The following is a 23,081-nucleotide window of genomic DNA, read 5'->3' on the forward strand; positions in this document are numbered from 1 at the left end:
GGTCTGGGGAATCTCAGGCCGACGCTTCCTTCTGGTGTTCCAAGAGGTCGTAGATGCAAATGACCTTTGCAATGGGCGTGTACATCACGTGGCTCTTGCTCTCAATCTCCTTCTTCAAGGCAGCGTGCAGCATCTCCATATCGATCTTGGATGTGTCCATGTAGGGCAATACACGTGCCACGTCGTTCCAGGAGTTGCTTTCGAGGAAGGCCGAAAAGTCTTGGACTCCGTCCGCCCAGGTCTTACAGTTGGCCTGCTCTTTCGGGTACTGGGATTGAAAAAATTTCATCCCCTGCGTTACACGAAGCTGAACCCTGGTTGGAACTTCATCGGACGCTACAGTCCCATCTGGGTTCAGGTAGCCGCATGACCTCAGGTACTTATAGATCGGGGTATTCGTGCGCCCTGGGAGATTTTTTGGCAAAACGGAGGAAACTACCAACTTCATTGAATCAATGTCGCCAGGGAGAGAGGGGTTGATGATGTCTCGGAGAAGATCGTATCTGTCTCGACCTACTATGCCTTGGCCCGTCATGGTCAACTTATTATGAACTCCAATGCCAATCACAACGTCCACCTCGTCGCTGTTGAAAGCGTCATCAATCGACATCACGTAAGTCTTGTTTTTCGGAGCACTCGTCTGCACGAGCTCGGTTACCTGCTTTTTGACCCTTCGCAGGAGGCTCAGAGGGAGTCGCTCCTTTAGCGTGGAGAGAGCCAGAAAAACGTCGTCATAGTCCGAAACCGTGATTTCTATGATGGGTAGAGTTAAGGCATCCATCGGGATGACCGTTTTGTTCATTCGAGGATCGGTCGCGTTCTCATCCCATTGCACGAAGATAAGACCATTCTGAAGGAGGCCGATGTTGTCCTTAGTGAGAACTTTGGCAATGCTCATAAGGATCTCACGGACATTCTTGTCGGAGAGGGAGTAGCCCAGAAAGACGACTGGGTGCTCCACAAAAATAGTCAGCAGTTTCGCAGCCAGGTAAGCGTTGCGGCTACCAAAGTTCTCGTAGTCCTTTTGAGTGAGCACCAACGAGTCCGGATTGCTGTAACTGCCGTGGATCTTATAGATTTCCCCAACCCCTTCGGGATTGCTGAAAAGTAGGTCCTCCTGCCCCACATATACTTCCAACTCAGGGAACAGGTGCTCCAGCAGCGGATCGTAGTTTGTGGTGATAATCCCCTGGATAACCGACTTCCTAAGAATCTCAAGCTCGTCAAACTCGCGGCCCTCCACGGGAAGGTTGCGCATAAGATCCTTGACATATTCAGAAATCTCGATCTTAAGCGGCGTACTTACGAACTGAGGGTCTGAATGGATAATCCTCGTGAGCGCGTAGTCATCTGACGCGAACCAATGTGGGTGGAAGTCATTTGCCAGTTCAGTGGCGATGGTCGGGAAGTCACCATTCGCCGCCGAGGCATATTGGGCATAAGGCTTATCCAGCTTTGCAGCAAACCGAGAAAGCAATCCGGCCCAAGTCTCAGATTGAATATATCTACGTGACATTCCACTACCGACAAAAAGGAAAGGGGCCGTCTCATACTTAGAAAGATGTCCGTGCAGTTCATCCCTTAGCGACATTGTCGTTCCCCCGATTGCTTTCCGATGAGACGCAGCACGTGCCGCTCAGATACAGCCTACGGTTGATGAGCCTCGGCTCGTCCATGGACACGTTTCTCCTTGGGACTGCTGAGCAAAGTCTCTTAATGTCATCTCGTCGATCCGCCAGGAACGACGAAACGACAACCGAAGGACTGATCCAAATGACCGCACGCCGCACTCCCGCCAACCGCAAGCCGGCCGCCCCCGTCATCAAGCTGTCCGGTGAAATGGTTGAGGCACCCTCCGAGGCACTCGCCAACGAAGCTGCCGCCGCTGAGTCGATCGCACAGGACGTTGACGCACCCGCCGACGAAGTGGCCGACGCCATCGCCGAACTCGAAGCCGAGGCGAACGGCACGCGCAAGGCACCGGCGAAGAAGCCCGCGAAGGCCACGCCCGCCAAGAAGGCTCCCGCCCCGACGGCGCACACCGACTGCACCCACGCCAAGTCGGGCGCCGAAGGCAAGAAGGCCCGCGCTGCATGTCGTCGTGAAAAGGCCGCCGAAGCCGCAAAGGCTGCGAAGGCATGACTCGCGACCAAATGATCGCCTCTGCCGACTTCGTGCACTCGTCGTTCGGCCCTGATGCCGACCTCGACATCGACGACGACGGCTCCGCGTTCATCACCACGCCGCACGCCACCATCGAAGGCTTCTTTGCCTTCGACCACGAATGCGTCGCCCGCCTGACGCTCGTCCCGTAACCTCAACCCACACCCCCGGCAACGGGGGTTAGTGGTGGATACGCTAACCTATTTGCCGCTCAATAGTCGCCACAGATTCAGGCACGCCACGATAATCAAGACCCACCCGACGAATATTAGGAATGACCCGAACGGAGTCTGTTCTGTGACGAGGCATTCAATGGGGCGCCCGATGCAGACGTATTTCTTCGTGGCGAGACCATCGGCCACAGCCCAACACCCAAAGCCGAGCACCATGCCAACCCCGACCTGCCAGATTCTTCCCACATTTCCCCCAATTCATAGGCCTGACTGAACTATAGAGGTTCGAGGGTCGCACCCATGTAATCGTGCATCGACGCCGACGCGCTGCGTCCGTCGCTGACGCGTCCGCAATGCGCTCCCTGACGATCCAACGATGTCGTTGTGCGTGAATGTGTCACTTCGCCTGTCTACTCGATTGAACGCTCACTGACGCGACGTGTCGCCGATGCTCGATCTGTACCGTTGCCATGATGTCGGATTGCATTGATGTGCTGCCGATGATCCCGTCTGCCGCTGCGCCGCGTACTGCCCTGATGCCCTGATGCCGACGCATGATCACTGTCCTGATGTCCGCGTCCGTCCGACGTCCCGATGACGTACTGCCTTCCGTCCCGTGTGACGCCTCATGCTGTCGACGCCGCGTGCCTGCACCGTGCATGTGTCTGCCGCGCCACTGATGATGTGCCCGCTGCTGCGCTCTGACGTGATCCGTCGTTGCATCGACGCGTGATCATGCACGATGCGTGAACAAACGTCTGCCGTGTGCTGCTGAACCTCTGCCGTTGCGCCGTGGGCTCGTTACAACGATGCATTGTCGCGATGACATGGGGTCGACACCCCCTCCCCTGGGCAGCTAAATCCACCCGGTGCGTTCGGGTGCTCGCATTTTGTACGGGTCTGGGGAAATGAAAAATAGTACTCAAACGGGTCCCTCGCCGCTCCTTGCGAGGCCAATCACTTCTTGCGGGAGTGAACGACACCGATCTCTTGATGACAGACCTCTTGTAATTCGTTCATCTTGGCCTTCACGACCTTGCCATGGCGCTGCAACTTGGGAAACCGAAGCGGATCATCGTTATTCAACCCCACTACGTCTAGCAGCCAAGATGAATGGGCATCGGCAACGGCTTGCGCTGCATTGCGGACATCGTCCGAGCCGATCATCAGTATCCGCGCAAGGGGAATCTGCTGATCCTCCCTCACCGTCTGGAGTTCGTCGACGTCCTTCGGACGAAGGAGGGGTACCGTCTGGTAGGCAGTAAAGGCGGCGTCAATGAAGGCTGAGTAGACTTCGACCTTTTGGTTCCTGAGCCAACGGTCGTACTCATCGACTCGATCGGCCTTCAGCTTGAAGATCCCAAACCATCCATTAATGACGGCTGCACCAGCTGCACCGCCAATGAGCGACAGCAGCGGCAGCAGCCAGATCTGAAAGTCCACAATCTGAAGGTCCATAGCTGTACCGTACCGGTTCTTATATGCAGAGCCCGGACGCCCTTGGGTTGACGGGGTGACGACGGGGTGACCGGCGTATAGTCCAGTGTTCACGTGGGGTCGACGGGTTGACGGGTCGACGGGCGATGAGAACGAGCAGACCCGGTGGAGCCTATAACGATAAAGATAAAGATCATCGCTTCAAACACGTATAGGCATTTTTGCTCTTGCTCGCACGTCGTCAACCCGTCACCCCGATCAACCCGCATGAACGCTGGTCTGCACACTCATCACCCCGGCGTCACCCCGTTTTCGGCGTCACCCCGACGAGCCCAAGATACAGACTCAATGTTGAGCACGTTTTGAGCGCAATACGGTTTGATCAACAGAAATATTCAGTGCTTGGGGAGTATCGAAATACGCGAATTTTCAACGATTTTGCTCTGCCGCCCATGCTTCTGCGAAAGTTCAAATCCCACCGTCACCGCGAAGGAAAACCCCCGGGAAACCGGGGGTTTTCTGCATTCTCAGCCGCTTCGTGGTGCACTTTTGGTGCATATTTCGAAGAATCGCTCCCACATCGAGGTACTGCCGCACGCGCCACGGGGCGTGGCCGAGGGTACCGGGGCGGCATCCTGCGTCTCTACCCGAGTGACGGAAGCTTTCTCCGGGCCAGTCGCTTTACGGCCTCGGGCGTCGGCCGGCCGCGTGCCTCATCCAGGGCGGCCCTCAACTGCGCGGCCAGAATATTACGTCGCACATGGAGAGCCAATTCTTTCCGAGCCTCCGGATCCGTCCGAAGCTCTCCATCCGGCGTTCTCAAGGTATCGAATGGGGACGGCAGGTTCGGGGCCGTTCGCTGTGCCAGTCGCACCCCCGCTTCCGGCGTCCGTCGTCCCCGGGCCTCGTCCAGCGCGACCCGGAGTTGGGCCGCCCGGATTCCCCTCCGTATACGCAGAATGGTTTCTTCCCTCGACGCTCGGGCTTCCCCATCCGCAGCAGACATTGGATCGCCCCTCTCAGTCCGTTGCATTCATCATCTCCGAGACGTCCATAACCGCCAAGGCTTTGCGTCACCGAGGCGGAAGATGCACGAGCTCTGGGAAGGTCGTCGGGACGGAAGCCAGCGATCGCTGGCAGGGGACGGCATGGGGCTACAAACCAGATTCTCGGCAAAGGGTTTCGCAGGGTAAAGACCTCAGTTATACCGACTTCTAGGAAGTTCTAGCGGGTTATGCGGATTTTCCTAGAACCCGCTAGAACTTGGTACAACTTGCCAGATTTCACGTACGTACGGTGCGTGAGGTGAAGGGTCTGGCGTACACAACGACCGTCGGCAATACCCCCAAGCCATCGCACGGGGAGCGACTCGACCAAACGTTCCAACTGTCGCCCCGGTTGGCGCGAAAACAGGAGTTCCTAAAGATAGTTTAGAAACCACCAGAGCCGCTCGCGAACCTACTGAAGGCCACCCACCTCGTCATCCGCCAGCTCCAGAGCCTCGGCTACGGCGTCATCATCATCCAGCAAATGCCTGACGTCGCCTCATACTCACGCATGCGACTCGAAGAGGCCCCTTGTGCAATGGCGGAACGCCATGCAAGAGTGCGCCCATGAATGAATCCGCTGCTAAGGTCGCGCGCAAACTCAGCACAATTCCAGTTCGTGTGTCTCGCCAAATGACCGCCACCGAGTATCAGGTTCGCGTGGCCGAGGTCCTCAATCTTTTTGACATAGAAGCAGTGGGTGACGAAACGGGTGTGCATTACGGGGGCGAGGGCGTTGCGCTGGAAGATCAGCCTCTACTCGCGGCCATTCGCGTACTCGTCGGAAGGCGATTCGGCGTCCCGGATAATCTACAGTAGCCCGACAGTAGGTGTCCTTCGGATCAAGTGTCGCGTTCCCGGGTCTTGGCCCGGACGAAGGGGTGGCATCGTTCTTTCTAGCGGTCACACCGGTCCTGAATCAAAGTGCCATATCCACCTCGCCTGGGCCATAGGCGTTCCGCCGGGTTCAACCCCGCAGTTATACCCAGTTCTAGAACTCCGTATAAATGGAAATATTGGTGCGGCGAACCGGCCGAGGTGCTCCACTCACCGCTGGCCACCCACATCCGCTATCGCCGCGTAAGTCAACTCCGCAGGCGCTGCCGGCCACCGCTCGGCAGGACGGTCATTCACCCGGCTCGGGGCGGTAGGTGGCGAAGGCGAGACGGTCGGTGGACCAGCCCAGCGCGGTGGCGGGGTGGACTCCGGGCCTCACAACCAGAGAGGTACGCAGTGGGGAGCGGGACGAGAATGAGCAGGGGCCGCAAAATATGGCTCGGTGTGCTGGCAGTAACGGTTGCCTCTGTCACTGCTTTCTTCCTCTGGTCATCGTGGAAGAGCGATCAGATTGTCGCTGAGCTCAAGTCGATTGCCGACCGCCTCCAGCCAGAGCCGGGATGGGAGCCTTTGAGAACGCAGGAGCCGGTGGGCAGTGCGCTGTGCATCCCGCTCGATGGACCTTGCTCCCAGTACGCATACCGTTGGGACACTCACCGGAAGTACCGGGAGGGTGACCTGGAGCGGTACGTTCAGCAGGTGGGTTTGACGCCACAGGAGTACAAGCCATGCGTACGGGAGCAGAGGATCAATGCAGGCGGACTGGACTGCCGGGGCATTGGCGTCATCGACGGATGGAACGTACGCATTACGATCACTGACTACGGTCGGGACGACGACACCAACATTGTGCAGGTCGTGGTCAACAAGTACGGCTACTGATCCTTGTTTTGTGTTCGCGATTGCCGCAGAGCGGAGGCGGCCACCCCGTTGCCGGGGTGGCCGCCAGTTTCAGTGCGATCTTGGTGTTAGTGCTCTGCTTCTGCGGCAGCCTTCTTGGCGTCTTTCTCGGCGTCCTTCTCGGCGCGCAGAGCCTCCGCGTCGTGCTGTTCCTCGGCTTTTTCCTGGTGGATGACCGCTGCGAAGAGCTTCTCCATCTCCTTGGCCACGCCGGCGGCTGAGGCCGGGTTCTGGCCGGTCACCAGCCGGTCGTCAACCACGACCTTCTCCTCGAAGACGTCAGCGGAGACGTGGGTTGCGCCTTGTTCCTCAAGTCGGTCGGCCAAGAAGAAGGGGATGACCTTGTCCTTCCCTGCGGCAACCTCTTCGTCGTTGGTGAAGGCGGCCACCTTCCGGCCCTCGACGAGGCGAAGCCCGTTCTTCAATTCCACGTTCAGCAGGCCGGCCGGCCCGTGGCAGACCGCGCCCACCAGGCCGCCGGCGTTGTAGACGCTGGCCACCAGATTCTGCAAGCCTTCGCTGTCCGGGAAGTCCCACATCGTGCCGTGGCCGCCCACGAGATAGACGGCGTCGTACTGGTCGGGATCAACGACGTCGACGCGGGCAGTGTTGTAGAGGCCGGCGCGCGTGGTCTCGTCCTCCGTGAAGGCGACCTGGATGGGATCTTCTGAGTCCACCTCGTCGCGCGGAGGCTGGCCGCCCTGGATGGACGCGAAGTCGACGAAATGCCCGGAATCCTTGAAGACCTTCCAGGGATGTGCAGCCTCGGCCACGTTGTAGCCGGTCTTCTCTCCGGTATCGCCGATCTCGGAAACGCTGGTCAGTACCATGAGGATTTTCTTCATGAAGTGCTCCTTTCGTCCAACTTCCACCCTACGCCCAGCCCCATTCGGGCCCCTCCCAGCTGTCTTTTGCCTGCCGGCAGGCTTGCTTGGCTCTTGACCATTGAGGCAGCGCCCTAGAGCCTTGGGGCATGACAGCTCGATACCACTTAGGCTTCGCAGCCGCTGCAGGGTTGGCGCTGCTGTGCGGGTGCGCGATGCAGGGGGATCCGGCAAGTGGGACCCCGGCCAACCCAACAACTATGGCCGTCTCAGGCTCGCCGTACAGTCTCTACACACACTGCGGCATCCATGAAGCGCTCGTACAGGGCACCTATTTCGTCGCGGACGAGGCGCTGGACGACGGCCACGGCAACCCGCCTGAAGGCTGGAAGAACCCCTACCAGCCCGGCGCCATCACCGTGACCGGCCCAAAGGCCATCTTCCGCGATGACGCCGGCCACACGGTGACCTTCCATGCCCGCCCTGGCGCCACAGGTTTCCTCAACACCTGCTCCTAGAACGCAGGCAGCGGCACCCGAAACGCGCGGTTCCGTCGAGCGCTGCCAGCCGTTCACAGCTCCCCCTCGAGTTGCTCCATCTCCAGGCACGCGTCCTCGTAGGAAACGTCTCCGTTCCGGAATGCCTGCTCGAGTTCCTTGGCCCTGTGCCGTGAATGGGCCGTGCTCAGTGTTCCCGTGAGGCCACCCTCCAGATAGTCGAACCTGGAGTGCGTGGGCTGCTGGTCGCGGGCGTGGTCGCTTGCGGGGACGTGCCGGCGGATTGTCGCGCGGAACCAAGCGCCAGGGTGCATTAGGCGATGCGCATAGGCTCTGGGGTCGACTAGGTACATGCTTCCATGGTTCAACTCCCTGCTGAGAAGACCATGAGTTTCCTCTGAGTGATCGGGGCAAACGACTTTCCGGGGCCATCACCACAAACCAGGAGGCCCCGCTTCCCTCGCGGTGGCAGGGAAGCGGGCCCCGGTCTCCCGCCTACCCGCGGACGATCACGACGTCCAGGGTCCGGGGGCCGTGGACGCCTTCGACGCGTTCGAGCTCGATGTCGCTGGTGGCGCTGGGGCCGCTGATCCAGGTCTGCGGGCGGTTGCCGTCGAGCCGGCGGAGGGCCTCCGGCAGGATGGCGGTAATGTCCCCGGCCCGGACGATGCAGATGTGCCGGTCCGGGACGAGGCTGATGACCCGGCGCCCCTGGTCCGGTGCGGCATCGAGGATGATGGTGCCGGTTTCGGCGACGGCGACGGCGCTGCCGGTGACGACGGCGTCAATCCCGTCGAGCTCCTCGACGCTGAGCCGCTGCCCGGGGGCGTCCGTGACGCGGCGGCCGGAGCCGCCGTCGTAAGCGTCCGCCTCCGCGAACAGGGACTCCGCGAGGCCGTGCGGCACAGCGTAGCGGCCGGTGCCCTCCAGCAACGCGGCGAGCCGCTGCGGCACCGCGGCGGCTTCCTCGACGAAGACGTTTGCCTTGTAGTCGAGGAGCCGGTCCGTCAGCAGCTCGATCAGCGCTTCCCCGCTCAGCTCGGAGGAGCGCCGGTAGTCGCGGGGCACCTCCGGTATCGCCGGGGCGTCCCGAAGGGCGGAGCGGATCCGGTCGAGTATTTCTGCGCGTGCGTTCACGGGTTCTCCTCTGTTCCGGCTAATCCCGGGCCAGCGGACTTCGGCCCGGGGGCGTCGGTGCCGGCAGCCGGGGCTGCATCGGGTCCGGCGGCGCGGTGTTCCTTGTCCCACCACTGCCGGAAGGACTGTGCGGGCGGTGCAGGGATGTCCCGGCTTTGGGTCCAGCCGGCGGCGATGCCGGGCAGTTTGGTGATTTTCCGGTCCGGGCCGGCGGCGATCCGGCCCAGCGGCAGCGCCTTCTCCACGAGGCCGAGATTCTTTCCGGAGGACAGTGCCCAGGAGGCCGCCTTCATGCCCAGGTCCATCTGGCTCGGCAGGCGCTCCCTCCCACGCTTCCCGCGCTTGCCGCGTTTGCTGTCCACGTCCTCGCCGCGCAAGTGCACCAGGATGTCCGGGATGTTGATCTTCACCGGGCAGGCGTCGTAGCAGGCGCCGCACAGGGAGGAAGCATAGGGCAGGGAGTTGTTCTCCTCGGCCGTGATCCCAGTCAGCAGCGGGGACAGGATCGCGCCGATCGGGCCCGGGTAGGTGGATCCGTAGGCGTGCCCGCCGGTGCGTTCGTAGACGGGGCACACGTTCATGCAGGCGCTGCAACGGATGCAGTGCAGCGCGGAGCGGCCCATTTCGTCGGCCAGGGCGGCGCTGCGTCCGTTATCCAGCAGGACCAGATGGACGTTTTGCGGCCCGTCGTCAGGAGTGACGCCGGTCCACAGCGAGGTGTAGGGGTTCATCCGCTCGCCCGTTGAGGACCGCGGGAGCAGCTGCATGAACACTTCGAGGTCCTCCCAGCCGGGCAGCAGTTTTTCGACGCCCATGACAGTGATGAGCGTTTCCGGCAGCGTCAGGCACATGCGCCCGTTGCCTTCGGACTCGACGACGGCCAGGGTCCCGGAGTCTGCGAGGGCGAAGTTCGCGCCGGACACGGCCACCTTGGCGCTGAGGAACTTGCGGCGCAGGTGTGCCCGGGCGGCCGCGGCGAGGCGGGCCGGCTCGTTGGTCAGCTCCGGGTCCACCCCCTCCATTTCGCGCAGGAAGATGTCCCGGACCTGGCTGCGGTTCTTGTGGATGGCCGGGACCAGGATGTGGCTGGGCTTGTCGTGGTCCAGCTGGACGATGAGCTCGGCGAGGTCGGTCTCGTAAGCCGCGATGCCCTGTTCTTCGAGGTATTCGTTGAGGCCGATTTCCTGCGTGGCCATGGACTTGACCTTGACCACCTCGTCGGCGCCCTGGTCCCGGATGAGGGCGGCGACAATGCTGTTGGCTTCGCCGGCGTCCCGGGCCCAGTGGATGGTCCCGCCTCGGGCGGTGAAGTTCGCCTCGAACTCTTCGAGCAGTTCCGGCAGCCGGGCCATGACGGATTCCTTGATCGCCCGGCCCGCCTCGCGCAGCTCCTCCCAGTCGGGGAGTTCGGACACGACGGCCAGCCGCTTGTCCCGGATGGTCCGGGTGGCGTGGCCGAGGTTGGCCCGCAGCTGGGTGTTGCCGAGCTCGCGGCGGGCGGCTTTCGGGAAGGGCTCGTGTTCGTGCAGGTTGCCGATGCCGAAGACCGGCAGGGACGGCATCCCCAGGAATGTGCCGCTCATCGCGCGGTCCTTCCGGTGGTGAGGCGGACGTCGCCGGAGACGGCGGCGGGATTCTCGAGGGTGCTGGCCAGGATCTCGGCGAAGTGCATCGTGGTGACGCCGGTGCCCTGCCGGGACAGTCCGCCGCCGATGTGCATCAGGCAGGACGCGTCGCCGCCGGCGCAAAGTTCCGCGCCCGTGCCGCAGATGTTGGCGGTCTTGTCCGCCAGCATCGCCGAGGAGACGTCCGCGTTCTTCATCGAGAAGGTGCCGCCGAAGCCGCAGCACTGGTCGGCCTCGGGCAGTTCGGCCAGTTCGATGCCGCCGACCGAGCGCAACAGGTCCAGTTGGCGGTCGCCGAGCCGGAGCAGGCGCATGCCGTGGCAGCTGGGGTGGTAGGTGATCCGGTGCGGGAAGTACGAGCCCAGCTGCGTCGCTGCGTCGGTGACGCCCAGGACATCCACCAGGAGCTGGGAGAGCTCGTAGGTTTTGGCTCCGACGGCGGCGGCCCGGGCTTCCAGCCCGGCGTCCCCGCAGCGGCGGGCGGCCATGGGGTGCTGGTGCTTCACGGAGGCGACACACGAACCGGAAGGTGCGACGGCGACGTCGTACTCATCTTCTTCGAAGGCCTTCACATGGTTGGCGACGACGGGCAGCGCCTCCTTGAGGTAGCCGCTGTTGACGTGCATCTGCCCGCAGCAGGCCTGGCCGGCCGGAAAGATGACCTCGTGGCCGAGGCGTTCCAGGATGGACACCGTGGCGCGGGCCGTGGCCGGGTACATGGCGTCAACGATGCACGTGGCGAAAAGCGCGATCCTCACTGGGCACCTCCGCTGGGGACGACACTGTGGTGTGCGGCCCGGGCTGAGGGCACGTACTCCGCCGGGTGCTGGGAGGCACGCACCACGGCACGCAGCTCCCCCAGGCCGCCGCTGAGCACGCCGGCGGCGCGGGCCTGGACCAGGACGTTGCCCAGGGCCGTGGCTTCCACGGGTCCGGCGATCACGCGTTTGCCGGTGGCGTCGGCGGTGAGCTGGCACAGGAGCCGGTTCTGGGATCCGCCGCCCACAATGTGCACGACGCCGGCCCGGACGTCCGCGAGCCGTTCGGCGTCGGCGATGGTCCGGGCGTAGCCGGCGGCAAGGCTGTCCAGGATGCACCGCACGATGTGCGCGGGATGCTCCGGCAAGACAGCGCCGGTGTTCCGGACCGCGGCCCGGACCCGTTCGGGCATGTTGTCCGGAGCGATGAAACAGGGGTCGTCGGCGTTGATGACCGGGCCGCCGGGCGGAAGAGTCGCGGCCGCGTCGAGCAGTTCCTCGAGCCCCGGCCGGTAGCCTTCGGCGGCCCAGGTGCGCTGGCACTCGCTGAGCAGCCAGAGGCCGCCGACGTTGCGCAGGTAGCGGATGGTGCCGTCCACGCCGCGTTCGTTGGTGAAGTTCGCGGTCCGGCTGGCCTCGGTCAGGACCGGGTGGGACAGTTCGACGCCGACCAGAGACCACGTGCCGGAGGAGACGTAGGCGAAATTGTCGTTAGCATCTCCGGCGCCAGCACCTCCGGCGTCCGCCGGTACGGCGGCGACGGCCGAGGCGGTGTCGTGCGAGCCGACGGCCACCACGGCCGTGGTTTCGGGAAGTCCCAGGCGTCCCGCGATGTCCTTGGTGAGGGTGCCGATGGTCTCGCCGGGCTGGATCAGCGGCGGGAACAGGTTCGTGGGTAGGTCCAGGGCGGTGAGGAACTCCGTGGCCCACTCCCCCGCGACGGCGTCGAAGAGCCCGGTGGTGGAGGCGTTGGTGGCCTCGGTGCGGCGCTGGCCGGTGAGCAGGAACCCGATGAGGTCCGGGATGAGCAGCGCCTGCAGCCCCTCCAGCGCCGGCTCCGTGGCGAGCTGGTAGATCGTGTTGAACGGCAGGAACTGCAGCCCGGTGGTGGCGTAGAGCCGGGCCGGATCGAGTTTTTCGTGGACCCGGGAGATGGCGGTACGGGACCGGTTGTCGCGGTAGCTGAACGGCGCCGCGACCAGGTCACCGGCGTCGTTGACCAGCCCGTAGTCCACGGCCCAGGTGTCGATCCCGATGCTGGCGATGCTCTCGCCGCGGGCCGCGGCCGTCGTGGCGGCGGCCGCGAGCCCGGCGAGGACCTCGGCGAACAGCGCGTCGAAGTCCCAGCGGAGGCCGCCGTCGAGCTCCTTGACCCCGTTGGGGAACCGGTGCACGGTCTCCAGCTCGGCCCTCGCCCCACCGGGGCTGCCCGCGACCCGGCCCAGGATGACCCGGCCCGAGGACGCACCGATGTCGATAGCGACAAAGGAACTGCCGGCAAACCGGCTGCCGTCGGTATCCGCTGGTGGCACCGCGTTCATCGCAGGAAGGCTCATCGCAGGAAGGCCGCGGCCACGCCGGCGTCCACGGGGATGTGGAGCCCCGTGGTGTGGGAGAGCTCGCTGCCGGTGAGCACGGCGGCGGCGTTGGCCACGTTTTCGGGCAGCACTTCGCGCTTGAGCAGGGTGCGCTGGGCGTAGTACTTGCCCAGTTCCTCTTCCTGCACGCCGTAGACGGCGGCGCGCTTGGCGCCCCAGCCGCCGGCGAAGATCCCGGAGCCGCGGACCACGCCGTCGGGGTTGATGCCGTTGACCCGGATCCCGTACTCGCCCAGTTCCGCGGCGAGGAGCCGGACCTGGTGGGCCTGGTCCGCCTTGGTGGCGGAGTAGGCGATGTTGTTCGGGCCGGCGAAGACGGAGTTCTTGGAGGAGATGTAGATGATGTCGCCGCCCATCTCCTGGCCGATCATCACCTGGGCGGCCGCCTTGGCCACCAGGAACGAGCCCTTGGCCATGACGTTGTGCTGCAGGTCCCAGTCCTTTTCCGTGGTTTCCAGCAGCGGCTTGGAGATGGAGAGCCCCGCGTTGTTGACCACCAGGTCCAGTCCGCCGAAGGCCAGGACGGCTTCCTCGATGGCGGCGGCGATCTGGGCTTCGTCGGTGACGTCGGCCTGGACGCCGATGGCGACGTCGGCGCCGCCGAGTTCCGCGGCCACGGCCCGGGCGTTGTCCAGGTTCAGGTCAGCGATGACCACGCACGCGCCGTCGGCGGCGAAGCGGGTGGCGATCGCCTTGCCGATGCCCGACGCAGCCCCGGTCACCAGGGCGATCCGGCCGGCATGGGATTTCGGCTTGGGCATCCGGGCCAGTTTGGCTTCCTCCAGGTCCCAGTATTCGATCCGGAACTTCTCGGCTTCCTCGATCGGGGCATAGGTGGAGACGGCTTCGGCGCCGCGCATGACGTTGATGGCGTTGAGGTAGAACTCCCCCGCCACCCGGGCGGTCTGCTTGTTGGCGCCGAAGGAGAACATGCCCACGCCGGGCACCAGCACAATCGCCGGGTCCGCGCCGCGCAGGGCGGGGCTGTCCGGGGTTGCGTGCCGGTCGTAATACCCCTGGTAGTCCTCGCGGTAGGCGGCGTGGAGTTCCTTCAGCCGGGCCACAGAGTCTTCAACCGGGGCGTCGGCGGGCAGGTCCAGGACCAGCGGCTTGACCTTGGTGCGCAGGAAGTGGTCCGGGCAGGACGTGCCCAGGGCGCCGAGCCGCGGGTGCTCGGCGCTTTCCAGGAACGCCAGGACGGCAGGGTCGTCGCTGAAGTGCCCCAGCTGCGGCTTGTCCGTCGAGGCGAGTCCGCGGATCACGGGGGCCAGGGCGGCGGCCTTCGCGCGGCGCTCGGTTTCCGGGAGGGCGGCGTAGCCGGGCAGCTTGGGACCGAACGGTTCGTTCTTTCCGTGGTCCTTGATGTACTCCTCGGCCTGCTCGATGATCCACAGCGAGTTCGCTTCGGCTTCCTCGCTGGTGGCGCCCCAGGCGGTGATGCCGTGGCCGCCCAGGATGGTGCCGACGGCCTGCGGGTTGGCGTCCTTGATCGCGGCGATGTCCAGGCCGAGCTGGAAGCCGGGGCGCCGCCACGGCACCCAGGCCACTTTCTCGCCGAAGATCTCCTTGGTCAGGGCCTCGCCGTCGGCGGCCGTGGCGATGGCGATCCCGGAGTCCGGGTGCAGGTGGTCCACGTGCGCGGCATCGACCAGGCCATGCATGGCGGTGTCGATCGAGGGGGCGGCGCCGCCCAAGCCGAACAGGCAGTAATCGAACGCGGCGACCATGTCGTCTTCACGCTCGACGCCGGGGTACACGTTCTTGAGCGCCTGCAGCCGGTCCAGCCGCAGCACGGCAAGGCCCTCGGCCTTCAGCGTGCCCAGGTCACCGCCGGAGCCCTTGACCCACAGAAGCTCGACGTCCTCGCCGGTCACGGGGTCCTTTTCGGTGCCCTTGGCGGAGGTGTTGCCGCCGGCGAAGTTGGTGTTCCGCTTGTCCGCGCCGAGGCGGTTCGAACGGGAGATCAGTTCTTCAACAGTCTTATTGGTCATTATTTAAGCGCCCCATCCGGCCTGGTGGCCGCCGACGCGGTCCTCGTTGATCTTCTTCTGGTAACCGCTGGCCTTGAAGGCGGCCATCGGGTCCGCGGCCAGACCGCGGGATTCACGCCACTGCGCCAGCGCGGGGCGGACATCGGTGTAAAAGGCATCGTTGAAGATGCCGTTGGCGGCCAGGACGTCGCCGCTGCGCTGGGCCTCGGCCAGCGCATCGGTGTCGATCAGCAGGGCGCGGGCGGTCATTTCCTGGACATTGAGCACAGACCGGATCTGGCCCGGGATCTTTTCCTCCAGGTTGTGGCACTGGTCCAGCATCAGGGCGACGGCTGAATTCTCTCCTGCGGACTTGCCGAACCCGCCGCCGCGGATGACCTCGTGCATGATGCGGAAGAGCTGGAAGGGATCCGCCGCACCGACGATCAGGTCATCGTCCGCGTAGAAGCGGGAGTTGAAGTCGAAGGAGCCGAGCTTGCCCAGGCGCAGCAGCTGCATGACGATGAACTCGATGTTGGTGCCGGGGGCGTGGTGGCCGGTGTCGAGGCAGACGAAGGCTTTCTCCCCCAGGGCCAGGGTCTGGGCGTAGGAGGTACCCCAGTCCGGAACATCGGTGTGATAGAAAGCCGGCTCGAAGAACTTGTACTCCAGAACCAGGCGCTGCTCGGCGCCCAGGGCTGCGTAAATTTCCTGCAGCGACTCGGCCAGGCGGTCCTGCCGGCCGCGCATGTCGTCCTGGCCCGGGTAGTTGGTGCCGTCCGCGAGCCAGATCTTCAGATCCCGCGAGCCCGTGGCGTTCATGATCTCCAGGCACTCGAGGTGGTGGTCGATCGCGCGGCGGCGCACCGCAGGGTTCGAGGAGGTCAGGGAACCAAACTTGTACTCGTCGTCCTGGAAGGTGTTGGAGTTAATGGTGCCGAGTCCCACGCCGAGCTCCGCCGCGAACTCCTTCAGGGCCGCGTAATCATCCACCTTGTCCCAGGGGATGTGCAGCGCCACGGTGGGCGCGAGTCCGGTGAGTTCGTGGACCTTCGCGGCGTCGGCCAGCTTCTCGTGGACCGTGCGCGGGGTGCCGGGAGTGCCGAACACCTTGAAGCGGGTGCCGGAGTTGCCGTAGGCCCAGGACGGGACCTCGATGGCGAGTTCCCCGAGGCGGCCCAGGGCCGTTTCTGTGGTGTTCATGGTTGTTCCTTCTGCGGTTGGTGGTTGTCCCCGGCGGCGTTTGCTGCGGACAACTGGTCCTCGAGATTGAAGATTTCGGTGAGCTGGAGGAAGCCTTGGTCCGGCGCTCCGGCGAGGTCGTCGAAGAAGCCGGCCATGTCGGCCTGCCAGTGGGCGTTGACGTCAGTGGCTGCCATCCGGGCCTGGGCTTCGGTCAGGCTGTCCGTTTCGAAGTAGCCGATCAGGAGCCCGTCGGGCCGGAGGAAGAGTGAGTAGTTGTTCCAGCCCGAGGCCTTCAGGGCCCGGAGCATCTCCGGCCAGACGGCGGCGTGCCGGCGGGTGTATTCCCCGATCAGCGCGGGCTTGACCTGGAGCTGGAAGCAGACGCGTTGCGTGCTCATGAGAGCACCACGTGGCGGTGTTCGATGCCCAGCAGGGATGCGGCGGCCTTGATGTCGGCGGCGCGGTGGCCGACGCACAGGGCCCAGTGGTGGCCGATTCCGGTCTGGCTCCAGACGTCCACCCAGAGCCCGGGGTCCCCGCCGAAGTCCACCCGGGAGGTCGTGTTGCCGATCTGCAGGAGCGGGCCGGGAACCACCTCGCCCTCGGAGGTGACGAACACGTAGCTTCCGTCCGGGTCCTGGCCGAGGCCGAAGGTGGTGACGGGGCCGTGGCGAACATCGAATTCGACCGAGACGCCCCAGCCGCGTTTGCCGTGGTAGATGCCGAGTCCGCGCAGGAGCGGGTCCTGGGCGGACACGGCCAGGTGGGCCGGGCCGTCGTGTCCCATTTCGACCACGTTGTCGAGGAAGTTCAGGGCCTGGATCTCGGTAAATGATCCCCCGGCGCCGATCGCCTGGGCCGCCAGCATGGCGATGGAGGTCCGCAGCTCGAACTCGCCGGCCATCGGGATGCCCCGGGCCGTCAGGATGGAGGAGCCCAGGATCATCCCGGCGCCGAGCCGTTCGTGCTGTTCGCCGGCCAGTCCGCGGTGATAGTAGGCCACGGAGTCCAGGTCGAAGTCCTCCACAAGGCGGTCCAGGCCGACGGACACCTTCGCACCCCACGCGAAGTCGTCGTCGTTCACGGAGTCATCCACAACGAAAAGTTCGCGGGCGAGCCCGAGCCGTTCGGTCACCTCCGCCTCCGTGACGGCGTTGACCCGTTCGCGGAGGTCATCGAATTCCAGCACCTCCACGTGGGAGCCGAAGGTGGTGGACACGGTGGTGAGGTCGGTGGCGACATCCAGCATGCCCGGATAGAGGTGGCCCATGAGCCCGTGCCGGGCATTGCGGAGCCGGGCGCGGACGCCGGCGGCGTGGACCCACGCGGTGATCCGCTCCCAGGCGGACTCCTGCTTAAGGTGCCCCGAGACTGAGCGGAAGTCGATCCCGGCCCGGCGGAAGACGTTGGCGACCTCCGGCACCGGGCACTGGCCGCAGTAGGCCAGCCACTTGCCGGTGTCAAAGTTGGCGTGGTCCATCGCTTCGGTTGGCTGCAGGTCGATCACCAGGACGGGGGTCTTCGCGCGCTGGGCGATGGGCAGGACCATGGAGGATGTCAGGTACGTGGTGAGGAAGATGACGATGAGGTCGCAGTCGGCGACGCGGAGCTTTTCGCCGGCCGCGGCGGCCTCCTGCGCGTCGGAGATGAAGCCGGTGTCGACGACGTCGGCGTCGAGCTCCTGGAAGCGGCCGGTGACGTACCGGACGGACTCCCGCAGCTGCGGCAGCAGCTCCGGGAACTGGGGCCAGTAGGCGCCGAGACCGCCGGAGACCAGCCCGATGCGGGTGGGGCGGCGCCGGTGCGGTTGCAGCAGCCGGTCTGCCGGTTGTTTCTGGTTCATGTGGGGGCCTTCCGGCATGAAAAGGGGGATCTGGGGCTCCGGAACGTGGTTTCCGGGCACGGCTGTGGAGTTGACGCCGTGGGCCCGGTGCTGCGGCACCGGTGAAGTGGAACGGAGTGAAGTGGTGAGGTGCCGGGCGGGCTGTCGGCGGCCCGCCCGGCCGCTCGGGATGGGTCAGGAACGGATCAGAAGTTGTACTTGTCGATGTTCTCGGCGTTGAAGACCGTCGGCGGGCCGACGATCACCAGGCCGCCCTTTTCGACCTTGCGTTCGCCCAGTTCGCCGGCGGTGAAGGTATCCCCTTCGGCGCCGGTGATCTTGCCGTCCTTGAGGGCCTTGCCGGCGAACGCCGCCACGTAGCCGAGCTGTGCCGGATCCCAGAGGGCGAACTCCTTGACGGTGCCGTCCTTCACGAAGGGCCGCATTTCATTCGGCAGTCCGAGCCCGGTCAGGGCAACCTTGCCCTTGTAGGCGGACGTTGAGAGGTACCGGGCGGTGGCGGCGATGCCCACTGTGGTGGGCGAGATGATGCCCTTCAGGTTCGGGTGGGCCTGCATGAGGCCCTGGGCTTCCTGGAAGGACTTGGTGTCGTTGTCATCGCCGTAGACCTTGGCCACAAGCTTGATGTCCTTGTACGCGGGGTTGGAGGCGAGCTCCTCCTCCATGTACTTGATCCACTCGTTCTGGTTGGTGGCGTTGGCGGTGGCGGACAGGATGGCGATCTCGCCGCTGCCGCCGATCTGCTCGGAAATCAGCTTGGTCTGGATCAAGGCAACGTCCTTGGCGACGACCTGGCTGATGAAGATGTCGCGGCAGTCGGGATTGGTATCCGAGTCGAACGCGACGATCTTGGCGCCGGCGGAACGGGCTTCGCCGAGGGCGGTGCAGACGGCGTCGGGGTCATTGGCGGCAATCGCGATGACGTTCGTGCCGGCCTGAGTCTCGGCGTTGATGAACGAAACCTGGCTGGAGGCGGAGGCTTCCAGCGGTCCGACGACCTGCGAGGAGGCGAATCCTGCCTCAGTGGCGCCCTTCTTGCCGCCGCCCAGAACAACGTCCGTGTACGGGTTGTTCAGCTGCTTGGGGATGAAGGTGATCTTCTGGTCCCCGCCCCCTGCCGAGGGGCTGCTGGTGTCGGTCGAGGATGCAGAGCCGCTGTTGCAGGCTGTCAGCGCCAGTGCGGCCACGGCGGTGATGGCCACCATGCTTCCCAGTCGGCCGGTCCGGCCCTTGTTCTTGCGGTTCAACATCATTGTTCTTCCCTTTTCCTTCGTGCGGTCGGTACAGCCGGTCCCAGGCGGGCGCGGTTTGTTGTGGTGTGCAGATTTCAGGTGGCCTTGCGGGTGAAACTTCGGCGGACGCGGCGGGTGTGCCGCCATTGCCTGATGGCGGAGCCGATGCTCGGCGCCACCACTGAGAGGATCAGCAGCAGTCCGGTCACCGTGATGAGGACGACGTCGGACACCCGGGCCAGGCGGAGGGCGTAGTTGAGCGTGCCGATCAGCAGGACGCCGGCGATGACGCCGGGGATGGAGCCCTTGCCGCCGAAGATCGACACGCCGCCGAGCAGGACGGCGGCGATGACGGCCAGTTCCAGGCCGGAGGCGTTGTCGCTGCGGGCGCTTGTGTAGCGCAGCGTCCAGTAGATGCCGGCGAGAGCCGAAACGGCGCCGGACCCGACGTAGAGCCAGAACTTGCTGCGGGCGACGTTGATCCCGACGAAGCTGGCGGCTTCCTTGCTGTAGCCCATCGCATAGAGGCCGCGTCCGAACGGTGTGAAGTGCAGCAGCACGCCGAAGAAGACCATCACCACCACGACGCCGATCATCACCGTGGGGATGCCGGTACCGCCGATTTTGGAGGTGAAGAAGGCGGTCAGCGCCTTGGGGAAGTTGGCCACGGCGTTGTCGCCGATGATGACCAGGGCCAGGCCGCGGAACAACGCCAGGGTGCCGATGGTGACCGCCAGGGAGGGCAGTCCGAGGACCGCGATCAGGAAGCCGTTGAACATGCCGGCGGCAATTCCTGCCAGCAGGCTGATTGCCAGGGCCAGCCAGATGTCCGTCCCGCCGGCCCAGAGGACGCCCATCAGGGCGCTGGTCAGGCCGGCGGTGCTGGCCACGGACAGGTCGATTTCGCCCGTGATGATGATCAGCGTCATCGGCATGGCAATCAGCAGGACCGGGATCACGTCCAGGAGCAGGAAGCCGGTGGTGACCGGCGAGGCGAAGCGCGGGATGGCGATGGCGGCGTAGATCAGGAAAGCAATCAGGGCGTAGATGGTGACCGCGTCACGGCCCATCAGGATCCGCGCGGCCCCGGTCCGGCCCTTCGGTTCGCTGGCCAGCGGCTTGGTGTTGTCAGCCACGGGAGCCGGCGCCGTGCTGGTGGTGGACGTGGTTTCAGACATTGCGAGCCTCGCTAATCCGCAGTTTCTTGGCTGTGCGCAGGCTGGCCACGCGGTCGATGATGATGGCGGTGAGGATCAGCACGCCGACGATCGCCTGCTGCCAGAACTTGTCCACCCGCAGGGCGGTCAGGGAGCTGGTTATGGTGGTCAGGAGGACGGCGCCGAGCGCGGCCCCGGTCACCGATCCGCTGCCGCCGAAGATGGCCACACCACCGACGACGGCGGCCGCCACTACGGTCAGTTCCATCCCGGTGCCGGTGGTGGCGCCGACGGAGTTGAAGCGGCTGGCGTAAAGCACACCGGCCAGGCCGGCGAGCGCGCCGTTGGCCAGGAACGCGAGGAACACGCGCTTGGAGACCTTGATGCCGAAGGCGGTGGCCGCGTCCGGGTCCGAGCCGATGGCGTAAAGGTCACGGCCCGGGCGGGTGCCGGACATGTAGATGGCGACGGCGATTACGACGACGATGGCCAGCAGCGTGATGACGGGGAACCCCAGAAAGGTGTTCACCGAGAGGGCGCCAAACTCCTCCGGACGGTCGCCGGCGAAGTACTGCTTGCCGCCGGCCCAGGCGTTGTTCAGGCCGCGGTACACGTAGAGCGTCCCGAGGGTGATGACCAGGGCGGGTACTTTGGCGAGGGTGACCAGTGCGCCGTTGACGGCGCCCAGCAGCGCCCCGAAGGCCATGCCGATCACAAAGACTGCGATGATCGGCACGTCGGGCATGGCCGAGAAAAGGGAGCCGGTGCCGAAGGCGACCAGCCCCAACATGGAGCCGACGGAAAGGTCGATGTTCCTGGTGATGATCAGCAGGGTTTGCCCCACCGCCAGAATCATGATGATCGTGGCGTTGAGCAGCAGGTCCTTCACGCCCTGCGCGGTGAGGAACAGCGGGTTGATCAGGTAGGTGACGAGTACCAGCAGTGCCAGCGCGATCAGCACGGGGAGTTCGCGCATCCGCAGCAGCGAGGCGACGGCGCCCCGGGCTCCGGCGTCGGGTGCCGGCGTCGTTGCGTTCTTGTGGTCCAGAGCTGAGCTCACAGGGTTCCTCCTGCGGAAGACGTGGCGGCGTGCATGACCGATTCGGGGTTCGCATCGGCACGGTCGAGTTCGGCGGTGATCCGGCCTTCGCGCATGACCAGGACGCGGTCCGCCATGCCGAGGACCTCGGGCAGTTCCGAGGAGATCATCAGGATCGCGATCCCGCGCCCGGCGAGGTCCGATATGAGCCGGTGGACCTCGCTCTTGGTGCCGACGTCGATGCCGCGGGTGGGTTCGTCGATGATCAGCAGCCGCGGGTCCGTGGCCAGCCACTTGGCGAGCACCACCTTTTGCTGGTTGCCGCCGGAGAGCGTGGAGACGGCGTACTCCTGCGAGCCGGTCTTGACCTGGAGCCGTTTGCTCCATTCCTGGGCCGCGCGCCGCTCCGCGCCCCCGTTGATCAGGCCCGCCGTCGTGTACTTGTTGCGCAGCGTGAGCGTGACGTTCCGGGCCACGGACAGGTCCATCACGAGGCCCTGCTTGCGGCGGTCCTCCGGCACGAAGCCCATGCCGGCGGTGATGGCCACCTGGGGATTCCTCGGCCTGAGCTTGCGTCCGTCGAAGGTGATATCGCCGGCGTCGTAGGGGTCGATGCCGAATACGGCACGGGCCACCTCGGTGCGGCCGGCGCCGACGAGGCCGGCCAAGGCAACGATTTCCCCGGCGCGGACCTCGAAGCTGATATCGCGGAACACCCCGGCGCGGCTGAGGCCGTCCACTTTCAGGACCACGTCGCCGATCTCGGCGGGGGTCTTGGGGAACAGGGCGCCAATGTCGCGGCCCACCATCTCGCGAACGACCTGCTCGACGGTGACGTCGGCCGTGCGGTGGGTGGAGATGTACCGGCCGTCCCGCATCACGGTGATGCGGTCGCACAGGTCAAAGACTTCGTCGAAACGGTGCGAAATGAAGAGGATGCCGGTCCCGCGGTCCCGGAGGCTCCGGGCCACGGCGAACAGCCGTTCCACCTCGACGCCGCTGAGGGCTGCCGTGGGCTCGTCCATCACCAGGACTTTGGCGTCCAGCGAAATGGCCTTGGCGATTTCAATGATCTGCTGGTCCGCGATGGACAGGCCTTCGGCGATGCGGGTCGGGTCGATCGGAACGCCGAGCCGCTCGAACAGCTTGCGCGCCTCCCTGACCATGGTCGCTTTGCTGATGAGCCCGAAGCGGCCCTTGGGCTGGCGGCCGATGAAAATGTTCTCCGCGACGCTCAGGTCGGGGAAGAGCGTGGGTTCCTGGTAGATGACCGAGATTCCGGCGTCCTTGCTCTCGGCAACATTGCGGAACTGGACGCTCTGGCCGGCCACCTGGAAGTCGCCGGAATCGGGGTGGTGCAGGCCAGCGAGGATTTTCACCAGCGTGGACTTGCCGGCGCCGTTCTCGCCGACGAGTGCGTGGATTTCGCCAGCCTCGATGTGGATGGTGCCGTCGGCCAGGGCGACCACCGGGCCGAAGGTCTTGGCTGCGTGGGAGAGCGAGAGGACCGGAACCTGCTCCCCCTCAGCGGGGCCGGACCGGGAACTGTGTGTCTGCTGCATAAAATTGACCGCACCTTTGGGGCTTAGTGAACACTGCAATGAATCGTTTCATAACGAGTTGTGATTTGAATCATAAGGTCTTCAAATCAACACGTCAA

At 64.7% G+C, this 23,081-nt stretch carries 21 protein-coding genes; 5 read left to right on the forward strand and 16 right to left on the reverse strand.

Annotation, left to right across the window (positions count from 1 at the left end; genetic code table 11):
• Positions 1-13: 13 nt before the first annotated feature.
• A complete protein-coding gene (locus AC1DDH_RS17480) occupies positions 14-1,591 on the reverse strand; it encodes an SIR2 family protein (protein WP_476955952.1) in 1,578 nt (525 codons plus the stop codon).
• 182 nt (positions 1,592-1,773) lie between these two features.
• Here AC1DDH_RS17480 and AC1DDH_RS17485 point away from each other — a divergent pair, with 182 nt between their 5' ends.
• A complete protein-coding gene (locus tag AC1DDH_RS17485) occupies positions 1,774-2,142 on the forward strand; it encodes a hypothetical protein (RefSeq protein ID WP_476955953.1) in 369 nt (122 codons plus the stop codon).
• Positions 2,139-2,315 carry a hypothetical protein gene (locus AC1DDH_RS17490; protein WP_476955954.1) on the forward strand — a complete coding sequence of 59 codons (177 nt, stop codon included), beginning with the start codon at positions 2,139-2,141 and terminating at the stop codon, positions 2,313-2,315. The genes AC1DDH_RS17485 and AC1DDH_RS17490 overlap by 4 nt, the downstream gene beginning before the upstream one ends.
• Before the next feature lie 978 nt (positions 2,316-3,293).
• Here the strand turns inward: AC1DDH_RS17490 and AC1DDH_RS17495 are convergent.
• The gene (locus AC1DDH_RS17495) at positions 3,294-3,794 is read right to left on the reverse strand and encodes a hypothetical protein (protein WP_476955955.1); all 501 of its coding nucleotides are present in this window, start codon (positions 3,792-3,794) and stop codon (positions 3,294-3,296) included.
• A gap of 1,592 nt (positions 3,795-5,386) precedes the next feature.
• On the opposite strand from AC1DDH_RS17495, the gene AC1DDH_RS17500 reads away from it, so the two are divergent.
• Both AC1DDH_RS17500 and AC1DDH_RS17505 read left to right on the forward strand, forming a co-directional pair.
• Positions 5,387-5,638, forward strand: a complete 252-nt coding sequence (locus AC1DDH_RS17500; RefSeq protein ID WP_476857774.1) for a hypothetical protein — start codon at positions 5,387-5,389, stop codon at positions 5,636-5,638.
• A gap of 462 nt (positions 5,639-6,100) precedes the next feature.
• Positions 6,101-6,538 (forward strand): hypothetical protein, encoded by a 438-nt coding sequence (locus tag AC1DDH_RS17505; RefSeq protein WP_476857775.1) that lies wholly within the window; start codon positions 6,101-6,103, stop codon positions 6,536-6,538.
• Between the two features lie 86 nt (positions 6,539-6,624).
• Here the strand turns inward: AC1DDH_RS17505 and AC1DDH_RS17510 are convergent, their stop codons facing one another.
• Positions 6,625-7,401: a type 1 glutamine amidotransferase domain-containing protein gene (locus AC1DDH_RS17510; RefSeq protein WP_476850637.1), complete on the reverse strand. Its 777-nt coding sequence runs from the start codon at positions 7,399-7,401 to the stop codon at positions 6,625-6,627.
• 239 nt (positions 7,402-7,640) lie between these two features.
• On the opposite strand from AC1DDH_RS17510, the gene AC1DDH_RS17515 reads away from it, so the two are divergent.
• Positions 7,641-7,898, forward strand: coding sequence for a hypothetical protein (locus tag AC1DDH_RS17515; RefSeq protein WP_476955956.1), 258 nt, complete (start codon positions 7,641-7,643; stop codon positions 7,896-7,898).
• Positions 7,899-7,951: 53 nt separating this feature from the next.
• Here AC1DDH_RS17515 and AC1DDH_RS17520 read toward each other — a convergent pair whose 3' ends face one another.
• The 13 genes from AC1DDH_RS17520 to AC1DDH_RS17580 all read right to left on the reverse strand — a co-directional run bounded on the left by AC1DDH_RS17520 (position 7,952) and on the right by AC1DDH_RS17580 (position 22,983).
• Positions 7,952-8,191: a hypothetical protein gene (locus AC1DDH_RS17520; protein ID WP_476931374.1), complete on the reverse strand. Its 240-nt coding sequence runs from the start codon at positions 8,189-8,191 to the stop codon at positions 7,952-7,954.
• A 181-nt stretch (positions 8,192-8,372) separates the two neighbouring features.
• On the reverse strand, positions 8,373-9,014 hold the full coding sequence (locus tag AC1DDH_RS17525) for a LutC/YkgG family protein (RefSeq protein ID WP_476955957.1): 642 nt from the start codon (positions 9,012-9,014) through the stop codon (positions 8,373-8,375).
• A complete protein-coding gene (locus AC1DDH_RS17530) occupies positions 9,011-10,597 on the reverse strand; it encodes a LutB/LldF family L-lactate oxidation iron-sulfur protein (protein ID WP_476955958.1) in 1,587 nt (528 codons plus the stop codon). Before AC1DDH_RS17530 ends, AC1DDH_RS17525 begins: the two co-directional genes overlap by 4 nt.
• Positions 10,594-11,397: a (Fe-S)-binding protein gene (locus AC1DDH_RS17535; protein WP_476955959.1), complete on the reverse strand. Its 804-nt coding sequence runs from the start codon at positions 11,395-11,397 to the stop codon at positions 10,594-10,596. The genes AC1DDH_RS17530 and AC1DDH_RS17535 overlap by 4 nt, the downstream gene beginning before the upstream one ends.
• The gene (locus AC1DDH_RS17540) at positions 11,394-12,938 is read right to left on the reverse strand and encodes a rhamnulokinase (RefSeq protein WP_476955960.1); all 1,545 of its coding nucleotides are present in this window, start codon (positions 12,936-12,938) and stop codon (positions 11,394-11,396) included. Before AC1DDH_RS17540 ends, AC1DDH_RS17535 begins: the two co-directional genes overlap by 4 nt.
• Positions 12,939-12,949: 11 nt before the next feature.
• Entirely contained in the window at positions 12,950-14,986 is a 2,037-nt protein-coding gene (locus AC1DDH_RS17545; protein ID WP_476955961.1) for a bifunctional aldolase/short-chain dehydrogenase, read from the reverse strand.
• A gap of 3 nt (positions 14,987-14,989) precedes the next feature.
• Positions 14,990-16,168, reverse strand: a complete 1,179-nt coding sequence (gene rhaI / locus AC1DDH_RS17550) for an L-rhamnose isomerase (RefSeq protein ID WP_476955962.1) — start codon at positions 16,166-16,168, stop codon at positions 14,990-14,992.
• Entirely contained in the window at positions 16,165-16,548 is a 384-nt protein-coding gene (locus AC1DDH_RS17555) for an L-rhamnose mutarotase (RefSeq protein WP_223914439.1), read from the reverse strand. The genes rhaI and AC1DDH_RS17555 overlap by 4 nt, the downstream gene beginning before the upstream one ends.
• On the reverse strand, positions 16,545-17,993 hold the full coding sequence (locus AC1DDH_RS17560) for an arabinose isomerase (RefSeq protein ID WP_476850646.1): 1,449 nt from the start codon (positions 17,991-17,993) through the stop codon (positions 16,545-16,547). Before AC1DDH_RS17560 ends, AC1DDH_RS17555 begins: the two co-directional genes overlap by 4 nt.
• 185 nt (positions 17,994-18,178) lie before the next feature.
• Entirely contained in the window at positions 18,179-19,246 is a 1,068-nt protein-coding gene (gene rhaS / locus AC1DDH_RS17565; RefSeq protein WP_084476154.1) for a rhamnose ABC transporter substrate-binding protein, read from the reverse strand.
• A gap of 74 nt (positions 19,247-19,320) precedes the next feature.
• Positions 19,321-20,403 (reverse strand): ABC transporter permease, encoded by a 1,083-nt coding sequence (locus AC1DDH_RS17570; RefSeq protein ID WP_476860444.1) that lies wholly within the window; start codon positions 20,401-20,403, stop codon positions 19,321-19,323.
• Entirely contained in the window at positions 20,396-21,442 is a 1,047-nt protein-coding gene (locus AC1DDH_RS17575; RefSeq protein WP_243182157.1) for an ABC transporter permease, read from the reverse strand. Before AC1DDH_RS17575 ends, AC1DDH_RS17570 begins: the two co-directional genes overlap by 8 nt.
• Positions 21,439-22,983: a sugar ABC transporter ATP-binding protein gene (locus AC1DDH_RS17580; protein WP_476850648.1), complete on the reverse strand. Its 1,545-nt coding sequence runs from the start codon at positions 22,981-22,983 to the stop codon at positions 21,439-21,441. The genes AC1DDH_RS17575 and AC1DDH_RS17580 overlap by 4 nt, the downstream gene beginning before the upstream one ends.
• Positions 22,984-23,081: the final 98 nt, after the last annotated feature.

This window comes from Arthrobacter sp. 10T425 (genome assembly GCF_056393985.1).